The following is a 23506-nucleotide window of genomic DNA, read 5'->3' as shown; positions in this document are numbered from 1 at the left end:
AGGTCCGGCTGCGTTCAGAACGTGAATGGCGTGAAGTCGAACATCGAGTGCGCTGCGCCTCAGTCGGTGGCGTTCATGACCCCGTCCTCGGGGCGGGTCGAACCTGCCGTGGGGCGGCGTGGTGTCAGCGCGAGCAGCACCGCCAGCACCGCGATGCCCGCCGCGAGCACGAACGCGGTGTGCAGGCCCGCGGTCTGCGCCGCGAGGGGCGTCGCGCCCCCCCTCGTCAGGGTGGTGGTGCGGGCGGCCATGACGGTGATGAGCAGCGCGGTGCCCACCGCGCCCGCCACCTGCTGCGCGGTGCTGAGGATCGCGCAGCTGTGCGAGTGCAGCCGTGCGGGCAGCGGCGCAAGGGTGCTGGTGAACACCGGGGTGAACAGCAGGGCCAGCCTGACGCTCAGCACGAGGTGCAGGCCGAGCAGCAGCGACACGGGCGGCCGGGCGTCGATGCCGCCGAAGGTCCACAGCACACCCGTCATGAGGACGGCGCCCGGCACGACCAGCGGCAGGGGTCCGATCCGGTCGAAGAGCCGGCCGACGAAGGGCGCCAGGAGGCCCATCACGAGTCCGATGGGCAGCAGCAGCAGGCCGGTCTGGAGGGTGTCGAGGCCGCGGATCGTCTGGAAGTACAGCGGCAGCAGGATCGCCCCGCCGAACAGCGCCGTCATGGCGATCATCGCGGTGTCTCCGGAGCTTCAACAGACAATCAGGGTACGCTGAATGACGGACCTTCCCGTCACGCCGAACCACACGGCCTCAAGGGCCCGAGGTGCCTTCTGGGAGAAGGAACGTGAATCCGCGCAGGGTACGGGCGGCTCATGGTTGTTTAGCTTCCTTAGAAGTCGAGAACGTGTGTGGCGACGTCGTGCTCCTCGACCTTGACGTACCTCCGGGTGGTGTCGACGCTGGCATGCCCGAGGAACAGGCCCACGCGAGTGAAATCCCCGACTTTGGTGTAAAGCCGCGTTCCAGCGGCCTTTCGCGCGCCATGGAAGCCACGCCACTCGCGGATATAACCCGCCTGCTTAAAACGTAATCGGATGGGGCGCGCCGCCTGCCAGTAGTCCTTGTACGGCAGGACGAAGCCCGGTCGGGCCACTTGGGCGGGGAGGGTGCCAAGGGTGTCTTGCAGACGGCGGCTCAGGGGCACGCGGCGGCGCTTGCCACCCTTGCCGTGAACCACAGCGACGCCGCGCTGCACATCGCGTGGGCGCAGCGCGAGCGCCTCGGCGAGCCGCAGGCCCGCGTGTGCGGTGAGGAGAAGCAGCGCACGCTCATACGGGTCGCCGCATTTGGCGAGGACGGCTTCGAGGACGTCCGGGTCGTAGGGAGGTCGTTTTTCGATGGCGGGGGTGGGATCGGCGGGCGGAGTGACATCCTCGAAGGGGTTGGTGTCGGTCGCGCCTGCCCATCTCAGGGCGCGGTAGAGGGCGCGAGCACCCGCGATGAGCTTGGCCACGGTTGCCGGCTGTAACTGTTGTCCTTGCAGGTGGGCGAGGTAGCGGCCGCCGGTACGACGACCGGGTCGGGTGAGGGTAACGCCCTCGCCTTGCGCCCAGAGGGTGTAGCGGCGCGTGGCGCGTTTGTACTCGACCGCGGTGAGAGGGCTGCCTTGACTGCCCTTTTTGCTGCCTTCCTTGAGGTAGGCCTCGACGAGGGTGGCGAGGAGGTCGTGGTCGTAGTCGCGGGTGGCGCGGACCGCGTCGACGCGGAGGGCTTCGTCCGTACGGGCGGCGAGCGCGGTCGAGTCGCGGCGGACGTCAAGGGTCATGAGTCTATTTTAATCAAAGAAGCAGTGTTCTTTGACAGGGAAATTGTGGGCGCTGCTGATCACTATGACCTTGCTTGAGAATTTAGGGGGTCATGGTCAGGCGGTCGAAGGCAGGCCCGCAGGCCAGGAGCTGCTCGCCCCGACGAGCCAACCCCACATACAATGAGAAAAAGATGAGGCGCTAGGAACGACGAGAAGGCCCTTCGAGCCCCTCCCGAGGGTTTCCATACCCGGCCGCACGAAATCGTCCAACGGCCGCTTGCCCACCACAACTCCGGCTATACGTCATTCGCGCTCGCCACGCTCAGGAGCGCGAATGAGACGACCGCCCATCCCTGACCGCCTGGTCACGCACGGCGCGGCTGATCCTGCCGAAGGAGTCATCACTGACCAGTTCGAGGTCGCGCCGTGACCATCCGCCCAGCCTTTTCAAGGTGAGCGCAGCGCCACTTCAGCGTCTCGCGGCCCGCCGCAGCACTTCCTCGAACAGCCCGGCGACCTCCTCGTCGGTGAAGTCTTCGGCGGCGTGAACCTCCCGATCTCGTGGCCTGCACTCTGGTGACGCTCTCAGCGTAAGCGGCGCAGCGTCAGGAGGGGCCGGAACGGAGACGTTCACGGGTGACATCCAATAACGTGTTGTTCAACGCGAAATCAAAGGACGACGCACAGGTGCAGGCCAACAGCATGTCTAAGTTGGGAGTAGCGGGTCGAGTACCACTCGCTCCTGACCCGTGCCCGCGGCCTAACCGGAACACGCAGGAGCGGGTTGCATTGTGGTTCAACACAAACGCGCATGGTGAGCGACGTGTCCACGACGAAGCGTCACAGTATGGTCACACCTTTTCTCACAAGATCGTTTCGAACAGGAGGTGAAGTATGATCAAACGGATCGCGCTGCTGGTCCTTGTGTTCGTTGTTCCGACCGTTGCTCTTGCACAAACGGCGAAGAGCTCGTCAGCACAGGTCGCGTGGAGTAAGGTCGAGTTCGAAGTTACCTGATCTCGGGTGGCTCGTCGAGCCATTGATCGCAGCGTGATGCTATCCCATCGCGCGAGGAATGTGGTTCAAGTCTGAGATCACCATGATTTCAGGCTTGTGTTGCTAGTCGCCATACGCTCAGCGTTGAGCCAGTGAGGTCTGTGCCCCTAAGCCCTCTGCGCTCTTGACGTCGTGAAGCAACTGGCCGTCATCGTCGTAGGTGAGGAGCGTTCGGACCGCGTTGGCGTCGGCGTCCGCCGATTCCCTACGTTCGAGCTCAGCTCTTGCCCCCACCGCTGAAGTGGGCATAACCATCAACCGGGTAGAACACTTCACCGTCAGAACTCAACACAACGACCCGGGCCAACGGCGACGGCCGAGCACAACCACGCTCTAGGCAAAAGGCAAGGAGAAATCCCTCGTGCACGTCAACGATCAGATACAGCAGATATGAGTGACACAAGCGCTCCAGCTTCCCCACCGCCTTCGGCTCCGTTCGTTACTGAGCAGGTCGCGCCGGGCGTGTTTGCCGCGTACTCGGATGACGCGGACGCTTGTCAGGCAAACTCAGGCATCATCGACCTGGGTGATCGCACGCTCGTCTTCGACACGTTCGTCACACCCGCTGCAGGCGCGCAATTACGGCAGGCATGTGTTGAACTCACCGGTCGTCTCCCCGACGTGGTCGTAAACAGCCATCATCACCTGGACCACTCACTTGGGAATCAGGAGTTCGTGGATTGCGCGCTGCTCATGTGTGAAGCACGGACTCACGAGCTGATGCACGCCCGCTTTGACGCGTTTACTGCCGCATACGCCGAATGCCGTCGCCTACTTGACGATCCCTCCGCCGCTGCCCAGTCTGGCCTCAGCACACACGAGCTGCAGGAGCAAATCCGGGCCGCCGCGCTTGTACATCCAACGCTCCCCAACGTCTCGTTCTCAGGACCACTGACGCTGCATGGAACAAGAAGACACGTGACCCTCGTTCCGCTCGGTGCGTGCCACTCGGGTAGCGACACCGTACTCTGGCTGCCATTCGAGCGAATCTTGTTCACAGGCGATGTCGCCGTCTCGGGGCACCACCCGTGGCTCACGGACGGTGCCACGCACGCATGGGTGTCCGCGCTCGAACAGCTCAAGGCATATGACCCGGCGGTCGTCATTCCGGGGCACGGACGTTCGTCGTCGGTGGACGCTTTACAAGACACCTGGACTTATCTGCATGCGCTGGCAGACCTCACCCGCGGGTGGTCGACCGCGGAGGTGGAGCAGGCCTCTACCGTACAGCCCATGCCCGCCGCCTTCGAAAGGCTCGCGTCGCCGGAAGCGTTCGGGCACAACCTGAGGAGGTACGTGGCTCAGCGACGAGCAGCTTCGACTCGGGATACGGAATCCGGACGATAAGCGCTATGACCATGAACGAGGTTCGTTCGGACGCCTCACACCTGTTGATGCGAGCGTCCACCGGCCGTACAGCGTTTCATCCGGCGTCGTGCATGCCGGTTCATCTCGTGGGCACAGGGGAAGCGCGCTTCAGCCTGCGGTCTAACTTGAGACTTTGGCACACCTGCGGCCCAGCCTGTCCACCTGTGAGAGTCGCTGCGTGATGCGGGCGTAGGTTGAAGGGGACGCCTCGTGGCGTGTTCTTACCGTAATGTACGATCGGGGGGCTCGCGCCTCGCTGTCATCCGTGCAACGGGGACGCCGAGCTATGCGCCCGATCCGGTCGGGATGACCAAGCGACAGCACATGGGTTCACCATGACGCGCTTCTTCTGGCCGCCAAAGTGACCGTTGTGTGCCTTGTCTCTCCTCTCGGTGCTTGGGCGGGGCTGTCAGTCCGCCTTGGCGAGAGGAGCCTGCACGAGCCGCTGGAGGGTGACGCTCGCGGGGGTAGAGAGGTAGTGCTGTTTGTAGGCAGCTGGGATGCGCTCGGACAGCATCCGCAACTGCCAACGCCACGCCTGCGCGAGCGGCTCCGACGGGTCCGCCTCTTCAGTGACCTGTCGGGCGTGATGTTGAGCCAACCATGGGGTGAGGTTATCCTCTCGTGGCAGCGTGAGGTCAAGCGCGGCCACCGCCTCGTCCGCCGTGCGTAGCGCGAGTTGCGTCTCCCCCAGGTCTATCAGGACCTCCACTTGTGCGGCGAGCGCGATGGGCACAAGTTCCCGGTGTCCCGCGTCATACGCCAGGGTCGACGCTTTCAAGATCAAGTCATAACGCACGTCCGTCCGCGCAAGCTCAGCTCGGGCGAGCAGCAGGCGCGACGTCGCGTAGGTCAGTCCAGTCCCTTCGAGGAACGCTTGCGCGTGGTCCAACGCACTCACCGCTTCGCGGATGCGGCCCTTACGTGCGAGTGCCTGCCCAAGGCGCAGATGCGCGACGCCCCATCCGGTGTCAGCCCAATCCGGATTTCGGAGGGCCCGTTCGCCCGCCTCAATCGTCCCGTCCACATCACCGAGCGCCCACAGCAGGTCAGCGTACGTGCGGTACAGCAGTCCCTCCGGTCTGCCGAGGTCCCTCAGAAGGGTGCGGGCGCGGTCCCAGGTGGTGAGTGCGTCCTGGTACTCGTGCTGGTGCGTCATGTTGGCGACGAGCCGCAGCACGTTGAAGTACTGGATGGCGGTGCTCTGCCGGCCTCGTGTGAAGTTCGCTTCTACGGCGCGTCGGACGGCGGCCGCTCGCTCCCTCTGCCCGAACTTCTCCAGCTGGGCGGCCAGGGCGAACATCGCCATGCTGCTGTAGTGCCGGTCCTTGGCTGACTCGAACGTAGCCACGGCTCGTTCGAGATGTCTCAACGCCCGCTCGTCGGACCACAAGACCGATAGCGCCCGCCCGATGGACACGTCGAGCATGGCGCCGTAATGTGTGTCCTGAACGTCACGCGCAGCGTGTTGAGCCTGTTCGATTGCGTCCTGGGCACCCTTGAGGTTGCGCTGCTCTACACGTGCGTCGATCAGGAGCCGGAGTAGTTCCGCGCGGACACGGGGGAACGCGTGTGGTGGCGGTGGGAGCGCCGTCAGACCTTGCAGGGCGCAGGCTTCCACCTCGTCGGGACGCGCGTAGTGGTCAAGCAGGAACTTTGCCCGTGCAGCCCAGGCTCGCGCTTCCTGCTCCACAGTGACGACGCGCGCGCGCAGTTGCTCGACCACGCCTTCGAGCGCTTCGCCCAGGTCGTACGACCACAGGCCCTCGATGATTTCTGCGAGGGCGTCGAACGCGCGGTCCGGCGCTCCGGCCTCGTCGAACGCCGCCGCGGCCTGTTGCAGCGCCACGTTCACGTCGCGGAACTGCAGGAAGGCAGCGGCTTCGTACGCCGCTTGTTGGAACAGCGGTGCGGCCACGTCCGGACGCCCGCCCCGCAGCCAGTGGCTTGCCAGCCGCAGAGAACTGACCCTCGTGCCAGTTAGGACGTTGGCCGCCCGCTCGTGCAAGTGCCGACGCACGAGCGAGGGGATGCCGGCTTCCACGCACTCGTACACGAGGTCGTGGCTAAATCGTTCGCCAGTCATCACCTGCGCCCGTTCAAGTTCCTCCCATGCGACGGCGACGGCGAGTGTAGTCGAGCCGAGCATCGCCGTCACCTGCTCAATCGTGAAGTCACTCTGGAGTACACTCGCGGCTCGAGCAACCTGGAGCGCCTCGACGCTCAGCCTCGTCAGGCGCTGCTCAATCACCACTCCCGCGCGTCCCGGTGGCGGCAAGCGCTCGGGGAGGCCGCGTGCAAGGAGGTTCGACTCGATCAGATGCTTCACCGTCTCGACGACAAACAATGGGTTCCCGCCTGTGTACATGGCGATACGCTCAGCGAGATGGTCGTTCATCTCGGGCAACTCCAGACCGCGAAGCATCTCCGTCACGGCAGTGACATCGAGCGGTTCGAGATTCACGATGACGGCCATGTTTGAGTCGACAAGACGCCGGACGATCAGTCGCGCCTCGTCGGACACTTCCTCCAGTCGAAGCACATTGATCCAGCGTTGTAAGCCGCTGACCTCACCGAGCGGGTACGCTTTGCTGAACAGGTAAGCTTCGAATTCTGTCGTCGCGGAGTCGGAGAATTGCGCGTCGTCGAGGATGCACACATCCACGTCTGCACACGCGAGCCGCGAAAGTTCAACAAGCGCGTCGAGGAAGCGGACTTTGTCGTCGTTTGATGCCAGCGGAGCGGCAGACTCTTGGATCAGGTCAGGAACGACGCGAGCGAGTTCCCGCCGCAGCCAGGGATCGAGTCGATCCCGTCCCTGCAACTCCGGGTGTCGCTTCAACATGTCTCTGACGAGTCGCGTCGCCGTGGCGTACGGAACGGCGCCGTCGCCGGGCCGGGCCTCGAACCGCACGAAGTTTCCCTTGCTTGCGGCGAACTCCGTGACGAGTCGTGTCTTGCCGCTCCCCGCGGGCCCACTGACGAAGATGATCTGCCCGGCCTGCCACGCCTCCTCCATGACCTGCCACTGCCGTTCACGCCCCGCGAGGCGGGGCGGCTTGAGGACGCTCAAAGGGATGTCCACCTTCCGCGGCGCGAGGCGTGGAAGAACACTTCCGCGGTTCACTTCGCTGACGAGGGCGAGGGTCTCCTTCATCGGCTCGGTGCCCAGTGTCTCGTTGAGGAGCGCTCTGCAGCGTTCGAAGGCGGCGAGGGCGGCGCCCCGGTCACCCATCAGGTAGTGCAGGCGGATGACCTGTCGGTGAGCGTCCTCGCTGAGGGGTTCGAGTTGTACACCCCTGAGCGCGCAGGCGAGCGCGCCGCTCAGGTCACCCGCACGTTCGAGTCGCAGGGCCTCACCGCTCGCCGCGTGCCTCCGCAACTGCGTGAGCTGCTCACGCTCGCCCGCGAGCCACTCGGCGTAATCGGGCGCGTCGTCGAACTCGAGGTCCGCGAGCAACTCCCCATCGACGGCGAGGATGGGCGCGTGTTCGTTCCGGAAGGCGAGCAGTTGTAGGTCCGTCAGGTCGACGCTCACCGCGCAGCTCAGCCGGATCTTCTCCGAACCCTCGATCAGGTCGGCGCCCGCAGCGAGCCGCAAGCGGCGGAGCAGCTGCCGCATGTTCGCTCGCGCCTTGTCCTCACCGCTGTCCGGCCACAACCAACCGGCGAGACGGTACTTAAGGGTTTCACCGGACGCCCCGAGGTACGCGAGCACCGCCGCCGTGCGGCGCTCGAGTCGCACCGGACCCTCTGGGCCGGTCAACTGCACCTTGCCGACCAGAGTGAGCCGCCACACTGCTTCTGGTGTGTCCGACGTCTGCATCACTTCATGCTATCGAATACGGTGGGGCGGCGCGTGAACATCGTTGGTTTCGGCGAGGAGCAGCGCGCTTCATTGGCTCGCCATGACCGCGCACGCGCTCAGTCCTCGACCGATGTGTGCTTCTCCACCAGTGTGATGAGCTTCTTTCTGGTCACCTTGATCTCACTCACCTCACCCTGCAGGAAGAACAACTCGCACCTACCATCGCGCGACAGCTCGCTCCCGTCATCGTCTATTACATCAACAGCATCGAGGAAGTCTGCATCCTCACCCGAGACGTCCTCGACCTGCCTTACGGTGCGGCCTGTCCAAGGCAACGCTTCCAGCGCATACGGGTAGCTTGGGTGAATCCCTGTCCGGCCGCATGCGCGTCCTTAAAAAGAGCGCTCAGGTCAACGCGTCCACCGAGTGATCTTGGATGATCGGTACGGAGAGACAGTGGTTCACGCGTGAACCACTGTTGGTTATAAATGCAGAAACGCTTGGCGGAAATCATCAGAACGCTCACTCGAAAGCCATGGGTTAATAGCGACCACAAGGGACGTGTCAGCAGCTGAATCAGCACGCTCAGATCCGTACCACAGGCGTGATACGCCCCGTACAACGATTGATGACCTCCTGCCGGATGACGTCCGAGCGTCTCACGATCCTTGGGCTCAGGACTATTTGAGGAAGGCGTCGCGGGCGGCGTGGAGGAGTTCGTGTGGGTCTGTCGCGCCGGGGCGGTATCCTTCGTTGATCGTCCAGATGATCGTGCCGCCCAGCTGCACTTTTCGGACGTACGCACCCTTCTCTGCGATTGAACGTGAATTCTCGTACGAGACGAAGTTGCAGTGCTGTGGTCCGTATCCGTCCTGACCAGGGTAACTCAGGTACGCGGCCTTGGCGTCATTGTCCCAGACGTCCGTCATGCCGGCGTAGGCGGTCCGAATCTTGGCGTAACTCATTTCGTTGACGCCATCGCTGTTGCCGTTTCGAAGAATGCCGTCGGGCAGCGGGTAGTCGCTCAGCTTCTGTCGGGGAGCGGTGACGCCGCGCCAGCAACTGCCGTAGAAGCCGATGCCGATACCGATGCGTTCTGGTGCGACGCCAGCAGCGATGTAGCGAGCCACGCTGCTCGACATTGACGAAGGTGTGCGGACACCTTCATCCTGAAGGGCGGAGAAGTGCCAGCTGTTCCACTCGCCCCAGTCGCCGGCCATGTCGTAACTCATGATGTTGACCTGGTCGAACAAGGGCGCGAGGTCAACCAGAGCCCGATCCGGCTGGTCGTAGTTGGCGTTCATCCAGCCGACCGGCATGGTCAGCAGGAGCGATGGGCGTTGTTTGCGCAGGCTCTCCGCAATCGTCCGGATTCGGGCGTAGTACTCGTTCCGCTTGGCCTCGTCGTCCTGCGGAAACTCCTCCCAGTCCAGGTCCACTCCGTCGAAGCTGTAGTCGTTGACAAGTTTGACGAGGGCATTGATGAAACCTGGCATGTTCGCAGGGCTGGTTGCATGTTCCCAGTCGATGTTGCTGTCACTCCCACCGATCATGACCAGCGCCTTGACGCCGTTCTTGTGCGCCAAGTCGACAGTGGACTTCGCCCAAGCTGCGCCCGCGGCTCCTTGGTAAAAGTCCGAGCGCAGTGGAGGACGAGTTCCCGTTGCCGTTACTGGATTCTGGGGCAACGCCGCTCCAAGGATGACGTGCGTCATGCTCTTGAAGTCCACAGCGTTTGGAGGGAGGTAGTCGGCGTCGTATCCTACGTAGTAGCCGCTAACCCAGGGCGACTTGAGGTTCGATCCGACACGCACGTACCCGGAGCGTGTCACGTTATACGTTCCGCTCGTGACGCGCAGGGTAGGTGCGTAAGCTCCGTCGTGAGCGAAGGTATGCCGAATGGCGCGGGTCGTGCGGCAGTCCCCCAAGTCCATTTCGAACGCTCCATCTCCGTCGAAGTCCAACTGGCAGTCGACGCTTTGACCGCCACCGACAGCATGGACGGTCAGGCCGGTGTCGAGTGGTGCCGGTCCGGACTGCCCGTCAAGCGTGAAGACGTCCACGTCGACCGGGTTGCCCTTGGTGCTCGGTACGACCTGCAAGGTCAGTGTGGTTGACGCGACGTGGTGGTCGTCGTTCACGCGGACAGTCAAGGTGGACGTCCCGAGCGGCGCGTCCGCCGCGGCATGCAAAGGAAGGTCGACCTGCTCCGCTGCTGCGTCAAGCGTCGCTGGAGGAATGGTGATACCGCTGGGGACGTTCAACCCGGTGATACTCACCGCTTCTTGAGATACGCCGTCAGCGCGGTCAAGCCGCACGTTCACGTGGCCCGAAGCTCCTTGCTCGACGACGAGCGATGAAGGGGCGAGCGTTACCGCGAACGACGATGTCTGCTGTGGATGGTCACCGGACGCGCAACTTCCAAGAGCGTAGGTGAGCGCAAGGAGGGAGACTGGCAAAATTGAGGAGGGTCTGAGCACAGAATCTATGTACAAAGCCAGATGTGACCGGCTTGTGACATCGATTCTTCCTTCAGCTATCCATGGAACAGGAAACCGGCCAGACTTGAAAATGCGTCATGGTACATCTGCTGAGGAAGGCCAGACGCCTTGAGGAACAGAAGGTCGGATCGTTACGACTCGAGCTTCCTGCCGCCGCTTCTTTTTGGACAAGCGAAGGCGCAGTTCCACACGCGCCGCCGGACTTCAGAATCTGTCCGCAGGTCACGCATCCCTTGTCGAGGTTGTGACGCTGAAGTTGCACTACCGCGCTTCACAGAAGTGACGCCCTCTTGTGACGGGTGCGACCTCCCATGCGCGTGCAGGGCGCGGTCCGCGACTGCGATGCCCAACGCCACCCTGGCGGTTTGGGCGACGAGGCTCCAGAGACGCCCGACATTCAAGCGTCCGTGTTGGAGAGCCGCGTGGAGGTGAGGTCGCCATAGCCACGCGTTGCAGGCGCAGGGGCGAGACTGGTCGCAAGTCCGGCGGTAAGGATCGCGTCGGTCAGCCCGAACAGCAGCGTCTCTGAGGCGTGTGAAGCAGCGGTACATGTAGGCACAGAAGGTGTGGGGCCGCGTCAGAAGGGAGGCTGCGGCTATACCCGAGGGGATTGGACGCTATCCGCTGACCAGGGATGGAGTTAAATTACCAAGCAAGTCCCTTAAACGAGGTCAACTGCGCAGAGGTCGAGTGCGTCGGGTATCATGAGAGGTCCGTCGCTCATGTACGGCTCATTGGGTCAGGAGTTCGGTGACGTACCCGTGCTGGCTCACCGAACTCCCAACGGAGCGAGGAGCTAAGCTTCCGCTCTTGCGGTGACGCTGACACTCCCTGCACGCCGCGCGACGATCAGGACAACTCCCAACACCATCCATGCTGCTGTAACGTATGCTGTCGATAAGATCGGCGTGTTCCTCCCGAGAATCGCCCCGACGATAACCCACAGCGGGAAGGCCGTGCCACATAACAAGGGGACGAACTTCATCGGGACAGGAAGACTCCAGGTTCGCGCGACGGTAACACCGATGACCAGCATCCAGAGCATGCTGAGCGGCCAAGCCACGTCGGTGATGAAGTACACGGGGAGCGTATGCAGCCGCAAAACATCAAACACCCCCTGAAGCGCCGCGACGCCCACGAGGACGAGACCGACGTTGAGGACTCCTCGGCCTGCTCGCGTCGACCCTGCGGCGCGTAATTGAACGAGTCCCAACAGGGCACACCACCACCCTACCGCGAACACACTGCTGCTCAGCGCGGCCACCACGTCACTTCTGGCGAGTTCCTCTCCGATCTGATTCTCCCTGAGGACGGAAACCAGCAAGCCTACCGACGTCACGACCGTCACCCAACCCAACCTCGATACATTCATGTTCCTGCTCCTTCCTCACGTCGTTATGAGGTACCTCGTTCGGCGGTCGTGACGCTACATACACACCAAGCGTCTCAACATGCACCACCGCGACAAGGCAACATAGGTCGTACGGTGTGACGCCGCTGTGACCCTGCCGCGGCCATGTTTGGCGCGTGACGACGCCGGCCACCTGGGCGTCTTTGCCTCGCAGGCGGAACATCGCAGTGAGGCGAGCGCGGCCCTGCCCCACATTCCCCACCATCCTTCAGCATGACGCTCACGTTCAGGTCAAGTGATCACGTCAGAACGTGTCTAGGATCAACACAACATACTGCTGATAGTCAGAAAACCATGACGATCAGCTCGATGGTTGCCGTCCACAAAAGGGACCGAAAGGCGCTTTGTTACAGGGCACTGAAGCTTAGATATAGAGCATTTTCAACACACCCCTTAGTTAGTATTTCATCTGCTCGGTACACTACTTGTACGTCAGGGTAGTAATGCTACCGCTAGCATCAGTTAGGGTCAGAGTTGTCCCCGTTGATTTCCAGGTGTACGAGGTGGGTTTTGCTGCATTCTTTACATCTGTGGGATTACCGTAGCATGAGTTTTCGCTACGTACGACGCTCTCGCTCGGAATAAGTGTCATAGGAGATGCCGTTCCACTTACAGTGCCCCGCTGCCACGACTTGATGACTACTGCACATGTTCCAAGGCCTCGCGCTCGACGTGCCGCCTCGTATGTGCCGTCCGCATAGAACGTATAGGCAGCGCCAGAGCCTCCGTCATTCCGCCATGAGTCTGTCTCGGGATCGTAAATGGCGCTGGTTGTCAATCCTCCACTGGTCCAGATACCGATCAATTCATCGTTAACTGCACCGGCAGCTATTTTCTCGCCACAAGCACTCATTCCACTCACCGTGCTGATTGAGATGACGATACCTCGCAAGAATCGCATCTTTACCTCAAACATAGATACTCCTTTCTTTTCGCTTATCCTTAACAGTCAAATGCTGCAAGTTCGCGGTTCGTCAAAGACATGCCGAACTTACCGCGGCCGTTGTGACGGGCCTGTGACCGCTGACCAAGAGGCTGTTTCACGGCCCCAGTGATCAGCACCTCCTGCGTACGGCGGCTTCAGTCGCTCGTCACTGCCCTACGCGTTCGTTGTGCGGCTGGTGCTTGTCGTATCTTCGACCTCCCGCCAGGGTTGCCTGCTCAACTCGAAACTCAGCGGCATACGTCAAATGTTCCTCTCGTGTCTCGCGGGATGTTGGCCACTGGAGCGGCTCTCAGATTCACAATGAGCGCTTGTAACAGTCCGTTCCTGGGCGTCCACCAAGATGCGTGTCGTGTCGGAAGAGGCTGAGAGATCAGTTGCACTGCATGCCCACCGGTTCAACTTGCCAAAGGGTGGTTCTCCCGGCTGATGAACAGATGGCTGAGGTGAGGCGGCTTCCGCAGCAAGGACAGCTTGGAGGCTGAGATGAAAGCGTTGATCGTACGAGTAGATGAGTCAGTCTCAAAACTGCCTCAGCAGGATGACCATCGCGGCAAGCTGAACGATCCCGAGGTAGTTCTCCGCGAATCGCTCGTACCGCACTACCCCGCGCCGGAACCGCTGCAACCACGCGAGCAGCCGCTCCACCACGAACCGCCGTTTCGCCCGCCGCAACGGGCGGCCATCCTGCGTCTTGGTCCGTTACGGTTGCGCGCGATCATCTCGACGCTTTCGGCGGCCAACTGCTCATCCAGCAGATCGCTGTCGTACGCGGTGTCCCCGATCATTCGCGCAGGGTGATCGAGGCCGAAGGCAGCGTTGAGAGTGCTGTGGACCAGGGTAACTTCATGCGGGGCAGCAGGGGCAAGGTGCAGAGCGACAGGTAGACCATGGCGGTTGCTCCCCTTGCCTCGGGGACCGTAAGCGACAGCAGAGCCCCCCTTTTGGCGGGCACAAAGCAGCCGAGGGTATTCCACTCGTCGAGCTTGACCTGCCCGCGCTCGACCAGATCCTTGTACAGCGCTTGCAGGATGCGGTAGAGCAGTCCGGAACGCACCCACTGCTGGAAGCGGCGGTGGCAGGTCAGGTCTGGTACGGCGGGAACCGCGCAGGGAGGTCTTTCCAGCGCGCTCCCGTTTGCAGGGCCCACAAAACGCCTTCGAGGACGAGTCGGTCGTTCTGGCGGGGATGTCCGGTGGCCTTGGGTGGTGGGAAGAGAGGTTCGACGAGCTTCTATTGCGGCTCGGTCAGTTCCACGCCTTCAGCGTGACATCACGCCCTGAAGGGCTTTTGAGATCGTTTCATGTACCGATCGACCATCAGTCTAACGATTTTTTACAAACACTTCATCAATTGAGCGGACAGCGTTTTTTGAATCATGGCGACTTGAGGAATGGCCAGCATGTTTAATGTCAGGCTACTATTCTGAAATCTTTTCGAGTTTCCAAGTATATAACGAGCCTCCCACGGCGAAGGTTCCTTCCATACGGTCGTTTGCATCGTTCATTCTATTTTGAAATACATCGGCATAGTCTGACGTAGCCCAGATTAATCCCAATGGGCCGAGCATTCCGTCCCACACATTTTTTATTTCTGAACCTGATGGAGTCGGACACTTTTCCTGAGCCACTTCATTCATGCCTTTTACAGCTTCCGTAGACCACCCGAGTGAGGCGCCATAGTGATTGGGCTGTCTTGATGTATCGATATATATCCATTTGGCACTGTTGCCGACCACTGTGGGAATATCTCGCACAATCGTCTTTGGTATAATAGTGCAGTCTCCGTCCTTTCCCGATATAGAATAACTCGCAGTACCGTTTACAAGTGTATACTCCACAAACTTTGCCCCTGGATCTGAGCCTTCCTTGAGCGCATATAATACGTTAGCCGTCATCTCTCTTTTAGTGCCTTCCGGTCCTACATTAACCGCCTTAATCGTTCCCGACCAGCCTGCAATCTTGTAGTGACTAACATCAATGGTTGTGGATTGGGTTTTGCTTGCCAGGCCGATGGACATATATGTCTCGAGTTTAGGCCATTCTTTATTAAATCCCGAGAGTTTAACAGTAGCCTTGCCCGTCTCTTTGACAAGGTTGTCCTGCGTTTGAAGTCCTGTCGGAGTCATCTCGTCTCTCGTGGTATAGGTTGTCTTGGCGACCCCTTGCACGTCAGTTTTTACGCTCGCCACCGAAAGCGTTCCGTTTTCATCGAGTACTTCATCCAAAAACCAACTGCTGTCAAGACCCGAATAAGAACTGGTCGTGGGGACAGGGCAGTTTAGCATCTGCAGTACGGCCGACACTCGTGGCGTTATCATGCCAGTATCAAACTTTGCTGTTGCAATCAGCTCACTCTGGTACGGTTTGCCTTCAAACCTTCTCCAGATTGAGTATGGACTGGCGTCTACTCGGACACTCGTGTTAAAGAGGACTGAATTAATACACGCGGCGGCTATGTTAGTCGTCGCCATTTCCTTTAGATTTGGAGGAGATATACCAGTAATGTCCTTGACCAGCGACACAATTCCCTTGATTGCGCCCCCGGCAGCAGCGACTTCCTTCAATCCCCCAAGAATTGCACCAAAGTTCTGCGTCTCAAGCTGCTGAGCTGCCATCAGCGCCGGAGCTGCAACATCCTCATTGTCTCGTGCCACGAGCAACAAACTCAGATTGAGCAGTTCCATCTGCAACGGGTCAAGGTACTCATCACCCCAGACCGGGTCTGGGGCAGCACTCCCGTTGCGTCTCGCCCGCTCCTGCCCAAGTTTAAACACGAACTTAAGAAGACGCTCGTCAGGCTCGACCTCTGCCTGAAAAGGCAGGTCGCCGACTCGAGAAGCAATGTACGCCTGGGTGAGTGGACTCTGCCCGTCGATCCCGACAAAGCCGAGGGACGCGACGTGTTCGGCCCAGGCCGTCGCAGGGACCAACAGCCCGTTCTGAAAGCCGTTAGCGAGGAAATCTACCTCAAAGTCGTACATCACAGCCGGCGTCTGAGCGACCAACGAGCTCGTCTCGGCAGATATGGACGGCGTCAGGCCGACGTCACTGAGAATGCCGAGAATGTCCTCCCTGACTTTCGCCCGGTCGCCAACATGTTCGTACAAACGCTGTGTGGTGTTGGAGGAAGTTCCCCCTGGTATTTCCTGTGGTGGTTTCACGGTGCAGGCGCTTACACCGATGAGCGTCAGGCTAAGCGTCAACTTCGTCCAAGTCTTCATGCCATTCCTCCTCGCTCTTTGACGACTTCCCTCCGCCAGAGCCCACCCTTATGCTCCCCTCGGGCTGTGACGACGATGTGACAGCCGTGGGCGTGGAGCCACCTATCCCGCCTGCCTTCTGCCTTTCAACCGTACGCAGCTCCCCTTGTGGCCCCGTCACAGGTAGGTCACAGGGACCTGGGTAAGGTTCGCGCATGACGAGATCCACTCCTTGGCTTCAAAGATGTGCGGTGGTGTGGCTGACAGGACTGCTGTGTGCTTGTAATGGCCCTGTGACCGCTCCTGGCAACGGCAATGGCGGCGCGGTCGACGACCCGCCTGACAACACAGGAGACATGCCTCGCTCTTACGCAGGCCGGTGGGAGGGCACGATCACCTACACCGAACGCGGCACCGCTCCATGGGACGTTCCAGCTGGCCAGACCGGTTCGGGTAAGCGGCAGCTCGGCGCGACTGAGACCTACCGGGTGATTGGCTCGGAGCAGCCGCAGAACGGGACGGCGGGTGTTCTGAGCATCAACCTGCGCCTTGAACGTGATGCCAATACGACGTACTCGGATGTTGGCCTGCTAGAGGAACAAGTTCAGGGCACCTGTCCCGGTTCGTCTCAAGTCCAGGTCATCCAGCGCACCCTGGACGGCCGCGACATTCAAGTGAGCAACGCGAGCACTGAGCCGATGGATGGACGGCTGGTCATCAGCGCCGACACCGCTCCACAACCAGGACCCGACACGTACTGGGTAGATTTCACTCCAGAGACAGTCACGATGAAGGGCACCGAGAAGATCACCATGGTGACTGAAAAACTCTGTCCTGGAGGCACAAAATCCGACAGCTCGTACTCGGGGCCAAGCGCGGTCGGGTACGGCCCTCAACCCATGAACGTACGTGGTAACGTCCCCGAAGGGGACGTTGAAGTCCTCAAGGGAACATATGACCTGAGGAACACGTTCTTCCGCGGCATCAACACGAGCGTACACGTCGAGTGGGAGCTTTACCGAATTTCAGAGTAGCTCAACGCGTTCCAGCTGCCCCACACCGAGGTGTCGACAGGCTTCACCATACCCAGCGGCACCTGGGAACACCCGTTGCGCACAGGCTCAAGTGGCCAGCGCCGCCGCTGAGCTCTTGCGTTCACCCTTTGAGGTACAGACGAGCGGGGCAACTCAAGCTCACATCACAGTACCAGTGCATTTTCGCAGTTCCATCCGACTGAGGCACATGCCTGCAGGCAATGCTCAGGAGGGGCAAGCGTACAAAATAGCTGGACACACCGCTTCTCGTCGCGTTCGCTGTTCCCGACGCGGTGGTTGTGCGGGCCCAACGAGGGATCAGGCGAACCGACGATCAATGCGTTCAGCGAGTCTGAGTCTGAAGAGCGAGCGTCCTCAACCTGCGGCGTCACGTACGTTCACCAGAGGTGTAGCTGCAATCCGCCAGCGTAACCAGAGCGCAGTCCTGTGGACTGCGCTCTGGTTACGCTCCTCTCCTCATGGCGTAGCGCACGACGTGGCGGGAGCCTGGAAGACCGTAGAGGCAATGGGGATGCGCGGCACGTTCGTCAGCGAAGATCAGAACGTCACGCTGGTCAGATCCCAGGTCATCCGAACGGAGCCGTCATCCGTCGGTCCTTCGTGGACGCCCCGCAAATGTGCGGCGTCGTCGGAGTGGCGCTGCTGCTCTTCGGGTAGATGAAAGATAAATTGAGGTAAGGCTGGCGCTGACGTCGGCGTCGCGCTCTCCCTACCGTCCTGCCCTCGGCAAGTTATAACGCCCTCTACGCGTCCCAGCGCGTCGGCTGGGAAGATGATTCCCGAGTAGTCAGCGCCAATCCCGGCTGCGTTGATCAGGAGTTCCCCTCGGGCGCCCGCAATGATGGAAACTGTTCGTGGGAGGTCGAGCGTGCATCCTGGTGGCGGCGTCACACCGTACTGCGTGTCTAATGAGGCGAACGCAAGGTGATAGCTGCTGCGTTCGGGTTCGCTGGGTTCGAACCGCACGTGCGCCATCAAGCGGTAGCTGTCCTCAGGGCGCTTGGCGGTGTGAAGTATGGTGACGGTCCCGACGTATGCTTGCGCTTCGTACTGGTTGACCGACAGCAGGCGCAGATCCGGTTGTAGACGCTGATCTGACGTGAAGGTCAGACGGTATGCGCTCGCTTTTGGCCAGATGCCTGCCACTTCGACACTGATGGCGACAGGGGCGTTGCGTTGATTTTCAAACCACCAGTACTCCTTTGGGGTGGTTTCGGGCGCAGCGACGAAATGGACGACCGCCTGTCCGTCCGTGGTGACGTGCCCGTCCGTTGTTTGGAGGTGGCCATGTGGTGTCTGACCTTCCGGTCCTGCCGTCCATTTGATTTGCATGCCCGGGTACGCGTCGCGGGCAGGGATGGAGCAGGCGGCCTGCTCGGCTACGTGCAGGAGGGACGACGGAAGGTGTTCGCTGGAAAAATGAATGTGTGCGGTCAGATCTGTCTCGGACAGCTGGGTGGTTCCGGCGTACCACAGTTCGGGTGTGTGCGAGGTCAGATCAACTCGGGTCATAGCGAGGCGCGCAGTAGCGCAGAGCGTTGAGCGTTGTACCTCGTGCGCGCTCTGGTCGGGCACGGCAAGTTTAAACAGTGCCCCCAAGCGGTGATGAAACCGTACCCACGGCGCAGCTTCCGGAAATGGGGACGCCGTGTCATTTCCAGCGGCGAGTAGCGCTTTGTTGAGGAGCATCAGTTGTAGGCCGTCCAAATGCCGCTGATCGATTGTCCTCGCGTCCCAGCGGGCCTTCACGAGCGCCGCGGCCATGTCGTCAGGGGTTAGGGCGTCCTGGGTGATCAATGAACGAATCCGTTGATGCAGTCGTGCCGGCGTGATGGGCGTGGCGTCATTGAAGACGTATCCCAGCGCCGTCGCTTCAGCTGCCCACGATTCAACCGTGACGCCTGTGCCTTGGTCGAGCGCTTCGGCCACCAGTGGTGCGTCCCAGGACGCGGCGCGCTCGTCAACGTCAGCGACGCGGCCGGGAGTAGGAAGTGAACCAAGTGTCAAGAAGGCGCGCTCAAGCTCGTCCTGCTTTTGCGGTCTCGAGAGACGCTCGAGCTGCCCCGCCCAGGTGACCGCTGAACGATAACTGACCGGTTGCGCGAGGTCGATTTCGTTTGTGATGCTGGGCGGAGGCACGGGTGCGCACGAGGTAAGGGCCGCGAGGCTCAGCGTGGCAGCGGCACGCCAGGATGAGTTGTTACAGAGGCGGGGGCGGGGAGCCACCTCCAAAGGCACGTTCGGTGTCATGAGGTCACGGTAAGCGTGCCGTTGTGACTCAGATGTGACGTTCTGTGCACGCCGGCGCACCCTCGGTGTGTCCACGACTCTGGGTGCTGAGGTGATGTGGAAGGACCCCCTGGGACCTTGAAGGCGGTGTACTCTCGCGATGGACGCCTGAACGGGCCTGACACGCTGAACTTTAGAAGGTGACGACCCGCCCACAGCGTTTTTCGGTCAAGGAGACCCGCCGAGATGTTCATGCAGATTGAGGCGCATGAGGACGTTCGTCTCGGCGTAGCCGAGCTTCAGGTACAACGCTCTGGCACCGTGGTTTTGCCCGAAGACGTGCAGGGTGATGCTGCTCGCGCCGAGCGCGGCGGCTTCTTGTCGTAGCAGCTCGAAGGCGCGGGTGGCGTAACCGCGTCTTCGAAACGCGGCGTGCACGCTCACGTCATAAACGAAGACGGTCAAGCGCTCCGCAGGGCCACGCATACCGAACCACAGCACGCCGACCTTGGCGTTCACGCTTGGGTCATACAGGTCGTACAGAAACTGTCCTGGTGTCGCGGTGCCTTGCGGCAGGAGCGCCGCGAACTCCTTGTGCGCCAGTGCCGCGGCCGTCGCCTCGGGCCACTCTCCATTCTGGACTTTCTCGTGTGCGTACTCAGTGATTGAGGCGGCAAGGAACGCCTCGAACGAGGATGCAGTCATCGGTGTCAGTTCAACCACATGGTCTCCTCTTCCCCATGCCAGGGAGCGCATTTCAGTGTCGGGTCAGTTAGACCCCTGCCGTACCTGGTCGATTGGGTGTACAAGGCTCTTCCCGATTCGTTTGAGGCGGGCTGTTGAAGTGAAACTCGGTGACCGGCTTACGCGGTAATCCGCCTGGTTTCTCGATTCCAAGGCGCCACGCACCCTACGACCAGCCGGGTGTGGTTGCTTGCCGGTACCGACGGGACCTCCGAGGACTTGACGTCTTCGTACGGAACGCTGTAGGAACTCGTCCACGAACCATCAACTCCTTGATCACGCGAGATCGACAAGCTGAAGCTCAGCGTTTGTAGATGTCGCTGACGATCAGCCAGGTTCCTGCCGCGTTCCTCTGCCAGATGAACATGAAGGTCAGTTCGCCCTTGGTGTCTGAAGTTCTCAGCCGGGCCAACTGTACGGCTTGGTCCCCTGTGATCTTGACGTCCGTGGTGTCGATGGTCCAGCGGGCAGCGGTTGACGCGTCATAATAATTGGCGATGTTCGTGCGTCCGGTGGCGACAACGCGGAACAGTCCGAGGCTGTTGAGTTCAATGATCGACGCGTCAGGAGCGTAGAAGCGCGCGATACTACGGTGGTCTCCGCGATTGTAAGTGCGGACCAGGTTCTGGGTTTGACGCTCGAGGACCGCGCGTGACGTAGATGACGCGGCGCCTCCTGCCTGGGCGCCCGAGGACGTCATGACGATCGTGAGGATGAGCATACGCGCGGCAAGGGCGATTCGATGACGGCCGTCTTCTGTTAGCACGCGCTGACGGTAGTCGGGGGTATGTGACGGTGCTGTGACCAGTCTTCGAGAACGCGCGTATAGTCTCCTGCCGTCTCGACCGCGGGCGTCCCACAAGACTCAGTTGTGACAGACCCGCGCCGTTGCCTAGTTACCGTAGCAGAGCTCAAACGAGGCGCGAGCGCGTCTCGTGTACGTCACAGGCGTCGTGTCTTTGCTCTGATTCCGATACATCCACACGGCTCGCCGCTCGGCGGCACGATCTACAAGCGCTGCGAGTGCTGTTCCGGCGAGCGGTCACACCTCCGTCACATGGCGCGCGCGATCTTGGTCGAGCTCGTGCGCGCCAGACGGTGTGACTCGACTGACCCGGCCATTTCGTCCGGTTTGAAGCCCCAAGCTCAGGAGTCAACTGTGAAGATCCTCTTGCCCATTCAGCCTGCGTCTGGACACTACCACCCGCTCGCCCCGCTCGCGCGGCAACTCCTGCTTCGTGGTCACGACGTCAAGTTCGCCACTTCGGCGTCATTCGCGCCGATTGTCGCACGCAACGGGTTCGACGTGCTCAGTCTTGGTCTGGACTGGCTGGAGTCCGAAGCGGGCGCCGCCTTTCCTGAAATGACAGCGATGTCGTTCGAGGAGATTCAGCAGTACATCTTCGATCATGTGTTTGCTTCCGTCACCGCCGAACGGATGGCGTTTGACATCGTGCGGCACGCGGAGGTCTGGAGGCCGGACCTCGTGGTCCGCGAGCCGTACGAGTTCGGCGGGTACATCGCCGCTCAGCAGCTCGGAATTCCACACGTCACGGCGGGAATCGGGGTGTTCTTCCCCCCGGAGTACCTGAGCACGCGGGTGCAGCAACCGCTCGATGCGCTTCGACGGGTGGTTAATTTGCCAGAGGATCCAGGACTGAGGCAGTTACTCGGAAGGGCCTACCTGCACTTCCTGCCTCCCAGCATCGCTCCCGCCCCACCCTTGGAGCGCGTGTTCGTGGCGCGCCCCCCCGTGTTTGACAGTTCGATCACTGGTGACGCAGCTCGCCTCCCCGGCTGGTGGCAGGACATGCCGTACGACCGGACGGTGCTGGTGACGCTCGGAACGGTCTTTAACCGCGCTGACGGTCTGCTCGACCGGTTGATCCGCGCCCTCGCCGACGAGCCGTTCAATGTTGTCGCGACTTGCGGACGTAACGTGGATCCCGCTTCGTTCGGTGCCCTTCCTGCGAGCGTCAGGGTAGAACCGTACGTTCCGCTTCCGTCGGTGCTGCCGGCGTGTGACGTGTTGGTGAGTCACGCGGGGTACAACACGATGGTCACCGGCTTGACCTTCGGTGTGCCGCAAGTCGTGGTTCCACTTACGGCAGACCAGCCGATGAACGCCGGGGCGATGCACACAGCCGGGGTAGCGGACGTGCTGAACCACAGCACTTTGGACGCGCAAGACGTTCGGACCGCTGTTCGACACGCGATGAACGACGTCACGATGCGGGATCGCGCCGCGTCAGTTCGTCGAGAGATCGAAGGGCTACCGGATCATGCTGCGGCCGCCGAATGGCTGACGACCCTCGCCGCTGTCGGCGTGTGAAACGCCTTCTGGTCAGCACCTATTTCACTATGGATGCAGATACAGCTGAATTTGGAGTACGTATGAAGCACATTTCGTCCCTCGGTCTGGTCCTGTTCGCCTTCCTCAGCCACGCCACCGCGGCGAGCACCGTCGCCACGCCCAAGCCCAAGGGAACTCCAGTTGTGCAGGGAACAACGCAGCTCGACGGGCAGAACGCCAGGCTCGGGCAGACCTTCACCATCGGTAAGACGTCACCGCTGAACTTCACGCTCTTGTCCGCGACGTACAGCGTCGGGCGCTTTGAGGTGGACAACAGCGTGTGGTCGCCGAAGGCGGACGAGAAACTCTTGGTGCTGCGGTTCACGGTTCAGAATCCGCAGAAGCGCGACGTCGGGTACTACTGGGGTGATGTGAAGTTCACGGCGGTAGACGCCCAGGATCGGAACTATGAAGGCGCTACGGCCATCGCTCGCCCTGGAACGACAGCGTCACTCCAAGTGACCCTCAAGCCTGCACAGAAGGTGGAGGTGACGACGGTGGTGGTGGTCCCTGCCGCTGGGCCCGTCCCCAAGTTGATTGTTCGTCGTAACGGCGAGTCGGCGGTGTTGCGGTACGCCCTGTCCGGGCAGGTTACACCGCTCGTCTCGCCCTTTGCTGACCCTGCCGACGCGAGTGGCGCAACGGCGTCACAGCGGGTACCCGTGACGCCTGGAACGTATGTCCCTCTCGAACAGTACGATGTTCGCCTCGACGAGGTTCGTGTGACGAGCGACGCTATCCAGGGCAAGACCCCCGCCGCTGGGTATAAGTTCCTCAGCGCAGTGTTCACGCTCAGAAATCCTCTCACGCGTCCCGTGAACTACTACTGGGGGAACTTTGACGTGTCCTTGCTGGACGCCGACGGTGACATGATCAAGTACAACCAGACGTTGCTCAAGGCGTCAAAGGACGAGGTCTCGTCAGGAGCGATCGGCAAGGGGGAGATGGTTCGTGTCCGCTTCTACTTCGAGGTCGCGGATGGAGCGCCGGGTGAGCGCCTCCTGCTCAGCGACCGGAGGGGACGGACGTACGCGTTCGACGTCCGATCGGTGGGGTCACGCTGATGATACGCGCCGTTCATGC

15 protein-coding genes and 1 pseudogene are annotated in these 23506 nt (G+C 61.2%); 5 read left to right on the top strand and 11 right to left on the bottom strand.

Annotated features, from left to right (window positions below; all coding sequences use genetic code 11):
• Positions 1 to 59 precede the first annotated feature (59 nt).
• Both DEIPI_RS0115680 and DEIPI_RS0115675 read right to left on the bottom strand, forming a co-directional pair.
• Positions 60 to 677, bottom strand: a complete 618-nt coding sequence (locus tag DEIPI_RS0115680; RefSeq protein WP_027482405.1) for an MFS transporter — start codon at positions 675 to 677, stop codon at positions 60 to 62.
• A gap of 158 nt (positions 678 to 835) precedes the next feature.
• On the bottom strand, positions 836 to 1771 hold the full coding sequence (locus DEIPI_RS0115675; RefSeq protein ID WP_027482404.1) for a tyrosine-type recombinase/integrase: 936 nt from the start codon (positions 1769 to 1771) through the stop codon (positions 836 to 838).
• A gap of 876 nt (positions 1772 to 2647) precedes the next feature.
• Between DEIPI_RS0115675 and DEIPI_RS41910 the strand changes: the two genes are divergently transcribed.
• Together DEIPI_RS41910 and DEIPI_RS36750 are read left to right on the top strand one after the other, a co-directional pair.
• Complete coding sequence (locus tag DEIPI_RS41910; RefSeq protein ID WP_281173228.1) at positions 2648 to 2770, top strand: hypothetical protein; 123 nt, start codon at positions 2648 to 2650, stop codon at positions 2768 to 2770.
• A 501-nt stretch (positions 2771 to 3271) separates the two neighbouring features.
• Complete coding sequence (locus DEIPI_RS36750) at positions 3272 to 4156, top strand: MBL fold metallo-hydrolase (protein ID WP_169737133.1); 885 nt, start codon at positions 3272 to 3274, stop codon at positions 4154 to 4156.
• A gap of 430 nt (positions 4157 to 4586) precedes the next feature.
• Here DEIPI_RS36750 and DEIPI_RS35660 read toward each other — a convergent pair whose 3' ends face one another.
• The 6 genes and pseudogenes from DEIPI_RS35660 to DEIPI_RS37950 all read right to left on the bottom strand — a co-directional run bounded on the left by DEIPI_RS35660 (position 4587) and on the right by DEIPI_RS37950 (position 16063).
• Positions 4587 to 8003 (bottom strand): ATP-binding protein, encoded by a 3417-nt coding sequence (locus DEIPI_RS35660; RefSeq protein ID WP_052351767.1) that lies wholly within the window; start codon positions 8001 to 8003, stop codon positions 4587 to 4589.
• A gap of 98 nt (positions 8004 to 8101) precedes the next feature.
• Positions 8102 to 8320: a hypothetical protein gene (locus DEIPI_RS0115660; RefSeq protein ID WP_027482403.1), complete on the bottom strand. Its 219-nt coding sequence runs from the start codon at positions 8318 to 8320 to the stop codon at positions 8102 to 8104.
• A gap of 345 nt (positions 8321 to 8665) precedes the next feature.
• A complete protein-coding gene (locus DEIPI_RS36745) occupies positions 8666 to 10465 on the bottom strand; it encodes a glycoside hydrolase family 18 protein (protein ID WP_169737132.1) in 1800 nt (599 codons plus the stop codon).
• A gap of 817 nt (positions 10466 to 11282) precedes the next feature.
• A complete protein-coding gene (locus DEIPI_RS0115650) occupies positions 11283 to 11858 on the bottom strand; it encodes a hypothetical protein (protein WP_027482402.1) in 576 nt (191 codons plus the stop codon).
• 1504 nt (positions 11859 to 13362) lie between these two features.
• Positions 13363 to 14070 (bottom strand): annotated as a pseudogene (locus DEIPI_RS36740) (IS5 family transposase); the annotation flags it as partial.
• Between the two features lie 190 nt (positions 14071 to 14260).
• Complete coding sequence (locus DEIPI_RS37950; protein WP_157463718.1) at positions 14261 to 16063, bottom strand: hypothetical protein; 1803 nt, start codon at positions 16061 to 16063, stop codon at positions 14261 to 14263.
• 272 nt (positions 16064 to 16335) lie between these two features.
• Here DEIPI_RS37950 and DEIPI_RS37945 point away from each other — a divergent pair, with 272 nt between their 5' ends.
• Positions 16336 to 17076, top strand: coding sequence for a hypothetical protein (locus DEIPI_RS37945; RefSeq protein WP_157463717.1), 741 nt, complete (start codon positions 16336 to 16338; stop codon positions 17074 to 17076).
• 558 nt (positions 17077 to 17634) lie between these two features.
• Here DEIPI_RS37945 and DEIPI_RS37940 read toward each other — a convergent pair.
• The 3 genes from DEIPI_RS37940 to DEIPI_RS0115630 all read right to left on the bottom strand — a co-directional run bounded on the left by DEIPI_RS37940 (position 17635) and on the right by DEIPI_RS0115630 (position 20836).
• A complete protein-coding gene (locus DEIPI_RS37940) occupies positions 17635 to 19347 on the bottom strand; it encodes a hypothetical protein (protein ID WP_157463716.1) in 1713 nt (570 codons plus the stop codon).
• A 207-nt stretch (positions 19348 to 19554) separates the two neighbouring features.
• Complete coding sequence (locus DEIPI_RS31605; RefSeq protein ID WP_169737131.1) at positions 19555 to 20049, bottom strand: GNAT family N-acetyltransferase; 495 nt, start codon at positions 20047 to 20049, stop codon at positions 19555 to 19557.
• A gap of 322 nt (positions 20050 to 20371) precedes the next feature.
• Positions 20372 to 20836 carry a YybH family protein gene (locus DEIPI_RS0115630; protein ID WP_157463715.1) on the bottom strand — a complete coding sequence of 155 codons (465 nt, stop codon included), beginning with the start codon at positions 20834 to 20836 and terminating at the stop codon, positions 20372 to 20374.
• Between the two features lie 393 nt (positions 20837 to 21229).
• On the opposite strand from DEIPI_RS0115630, the gene DEIPI_RS31600 reads away from it, so the two are divergent.
• Complete coding sequence (locus DEIPI_RS31600; protein WP_052351764.1) at positions 21230 to 22402, top strand: glycosyltransferase; 1173 nt, start codon at positions 21230 to 21232, stop codon at positions 22400 to 22402.
• Positions 22403 to 22464: 62 nt separating this feature from the next.
• Positions 22465 to 23487, top strand: coding sequence for a hypothetical protein (locus tag DEIPI_RS0115620; RefSeq protein WP_027482398.1), 1023 nt, complete (start codon positions 22465 to 22467; stop codon positions 23485 to 23487).
• Positions 23488 to 23506: the final 19 nt, after the last annotated feature.

This window comes from Deinococcus pimensis DSM 21231, from assembly GCF_000519345.1.
Classification (GTDB): Bacteria; Deinococcota; Deinococci; order Deinococcales; family Deinococcaceae; genus Deinococcus_A; species Deinococcus_A pimensis.
Note: the sequence above shows the minus strand (reverse complement) of the source record. Positions and strands in the feature narration are given on the sequence as shown.

Coding starts and splice junctions, on each gene's coding strand:
- DEIPI_RS0115650 (WP_027482402.1), bottom strand. CDS start 11,858: ATGAATGTATCGAGGTTGGGTTGGGTGACGGTCGTGACGTCGGTAGGC.
- DEIPI_RS41910 (WP_281173228.1), top strand. CDS start 2,648: ATGATCAAACGGATCGCGCTGCTGGTCCTTGTGTTCGTTGTTCCGACC.
- DEIPI_RS0115675 (WP_027482404.1), bottom strand. CDS start 1,771: ATGACCCTTGACGTCCGCCGCGACTCGACCGCGCTCGCCGCCCGTACG.
- DEIPI_RS37950 (WP_157463718.1), bottom strand. CDS start 16,063: ATGAAGACTTGGACGAAGTTGACGCTTAGCCTGACGCTCATCGGTGTA.
- DEIPI_RS35660 (WP_052351767.1), bottom strand. CDS start 8,003: ATGCAGACGTCGGACACACCAGAAGCAGTGTGGCGGCTCACTCTGGTC.
- DEIPI_RS37940 (WP_157463716.1), bottom strand. CDS start 19,347: ATGACACCGAACGTGCCTTTGGAGGTGGCTCCCCGCCCCCGCCTCTGT.
- DEIPI_RS0115620 (WP_027482398.1), top strand. CDS start 22,465: ATGAAGCACATTTCGTCCCTCGGTCTGGTCCTGTTCGCCTTCCTCAGC.
- DEIPI_RS0115680 (WP_027482405.1), bottom strand. CDS start 677: ATGATCGCCATGACGGCGCTGTTCGGCGGGGCGATCCTGCTGCCGCTG.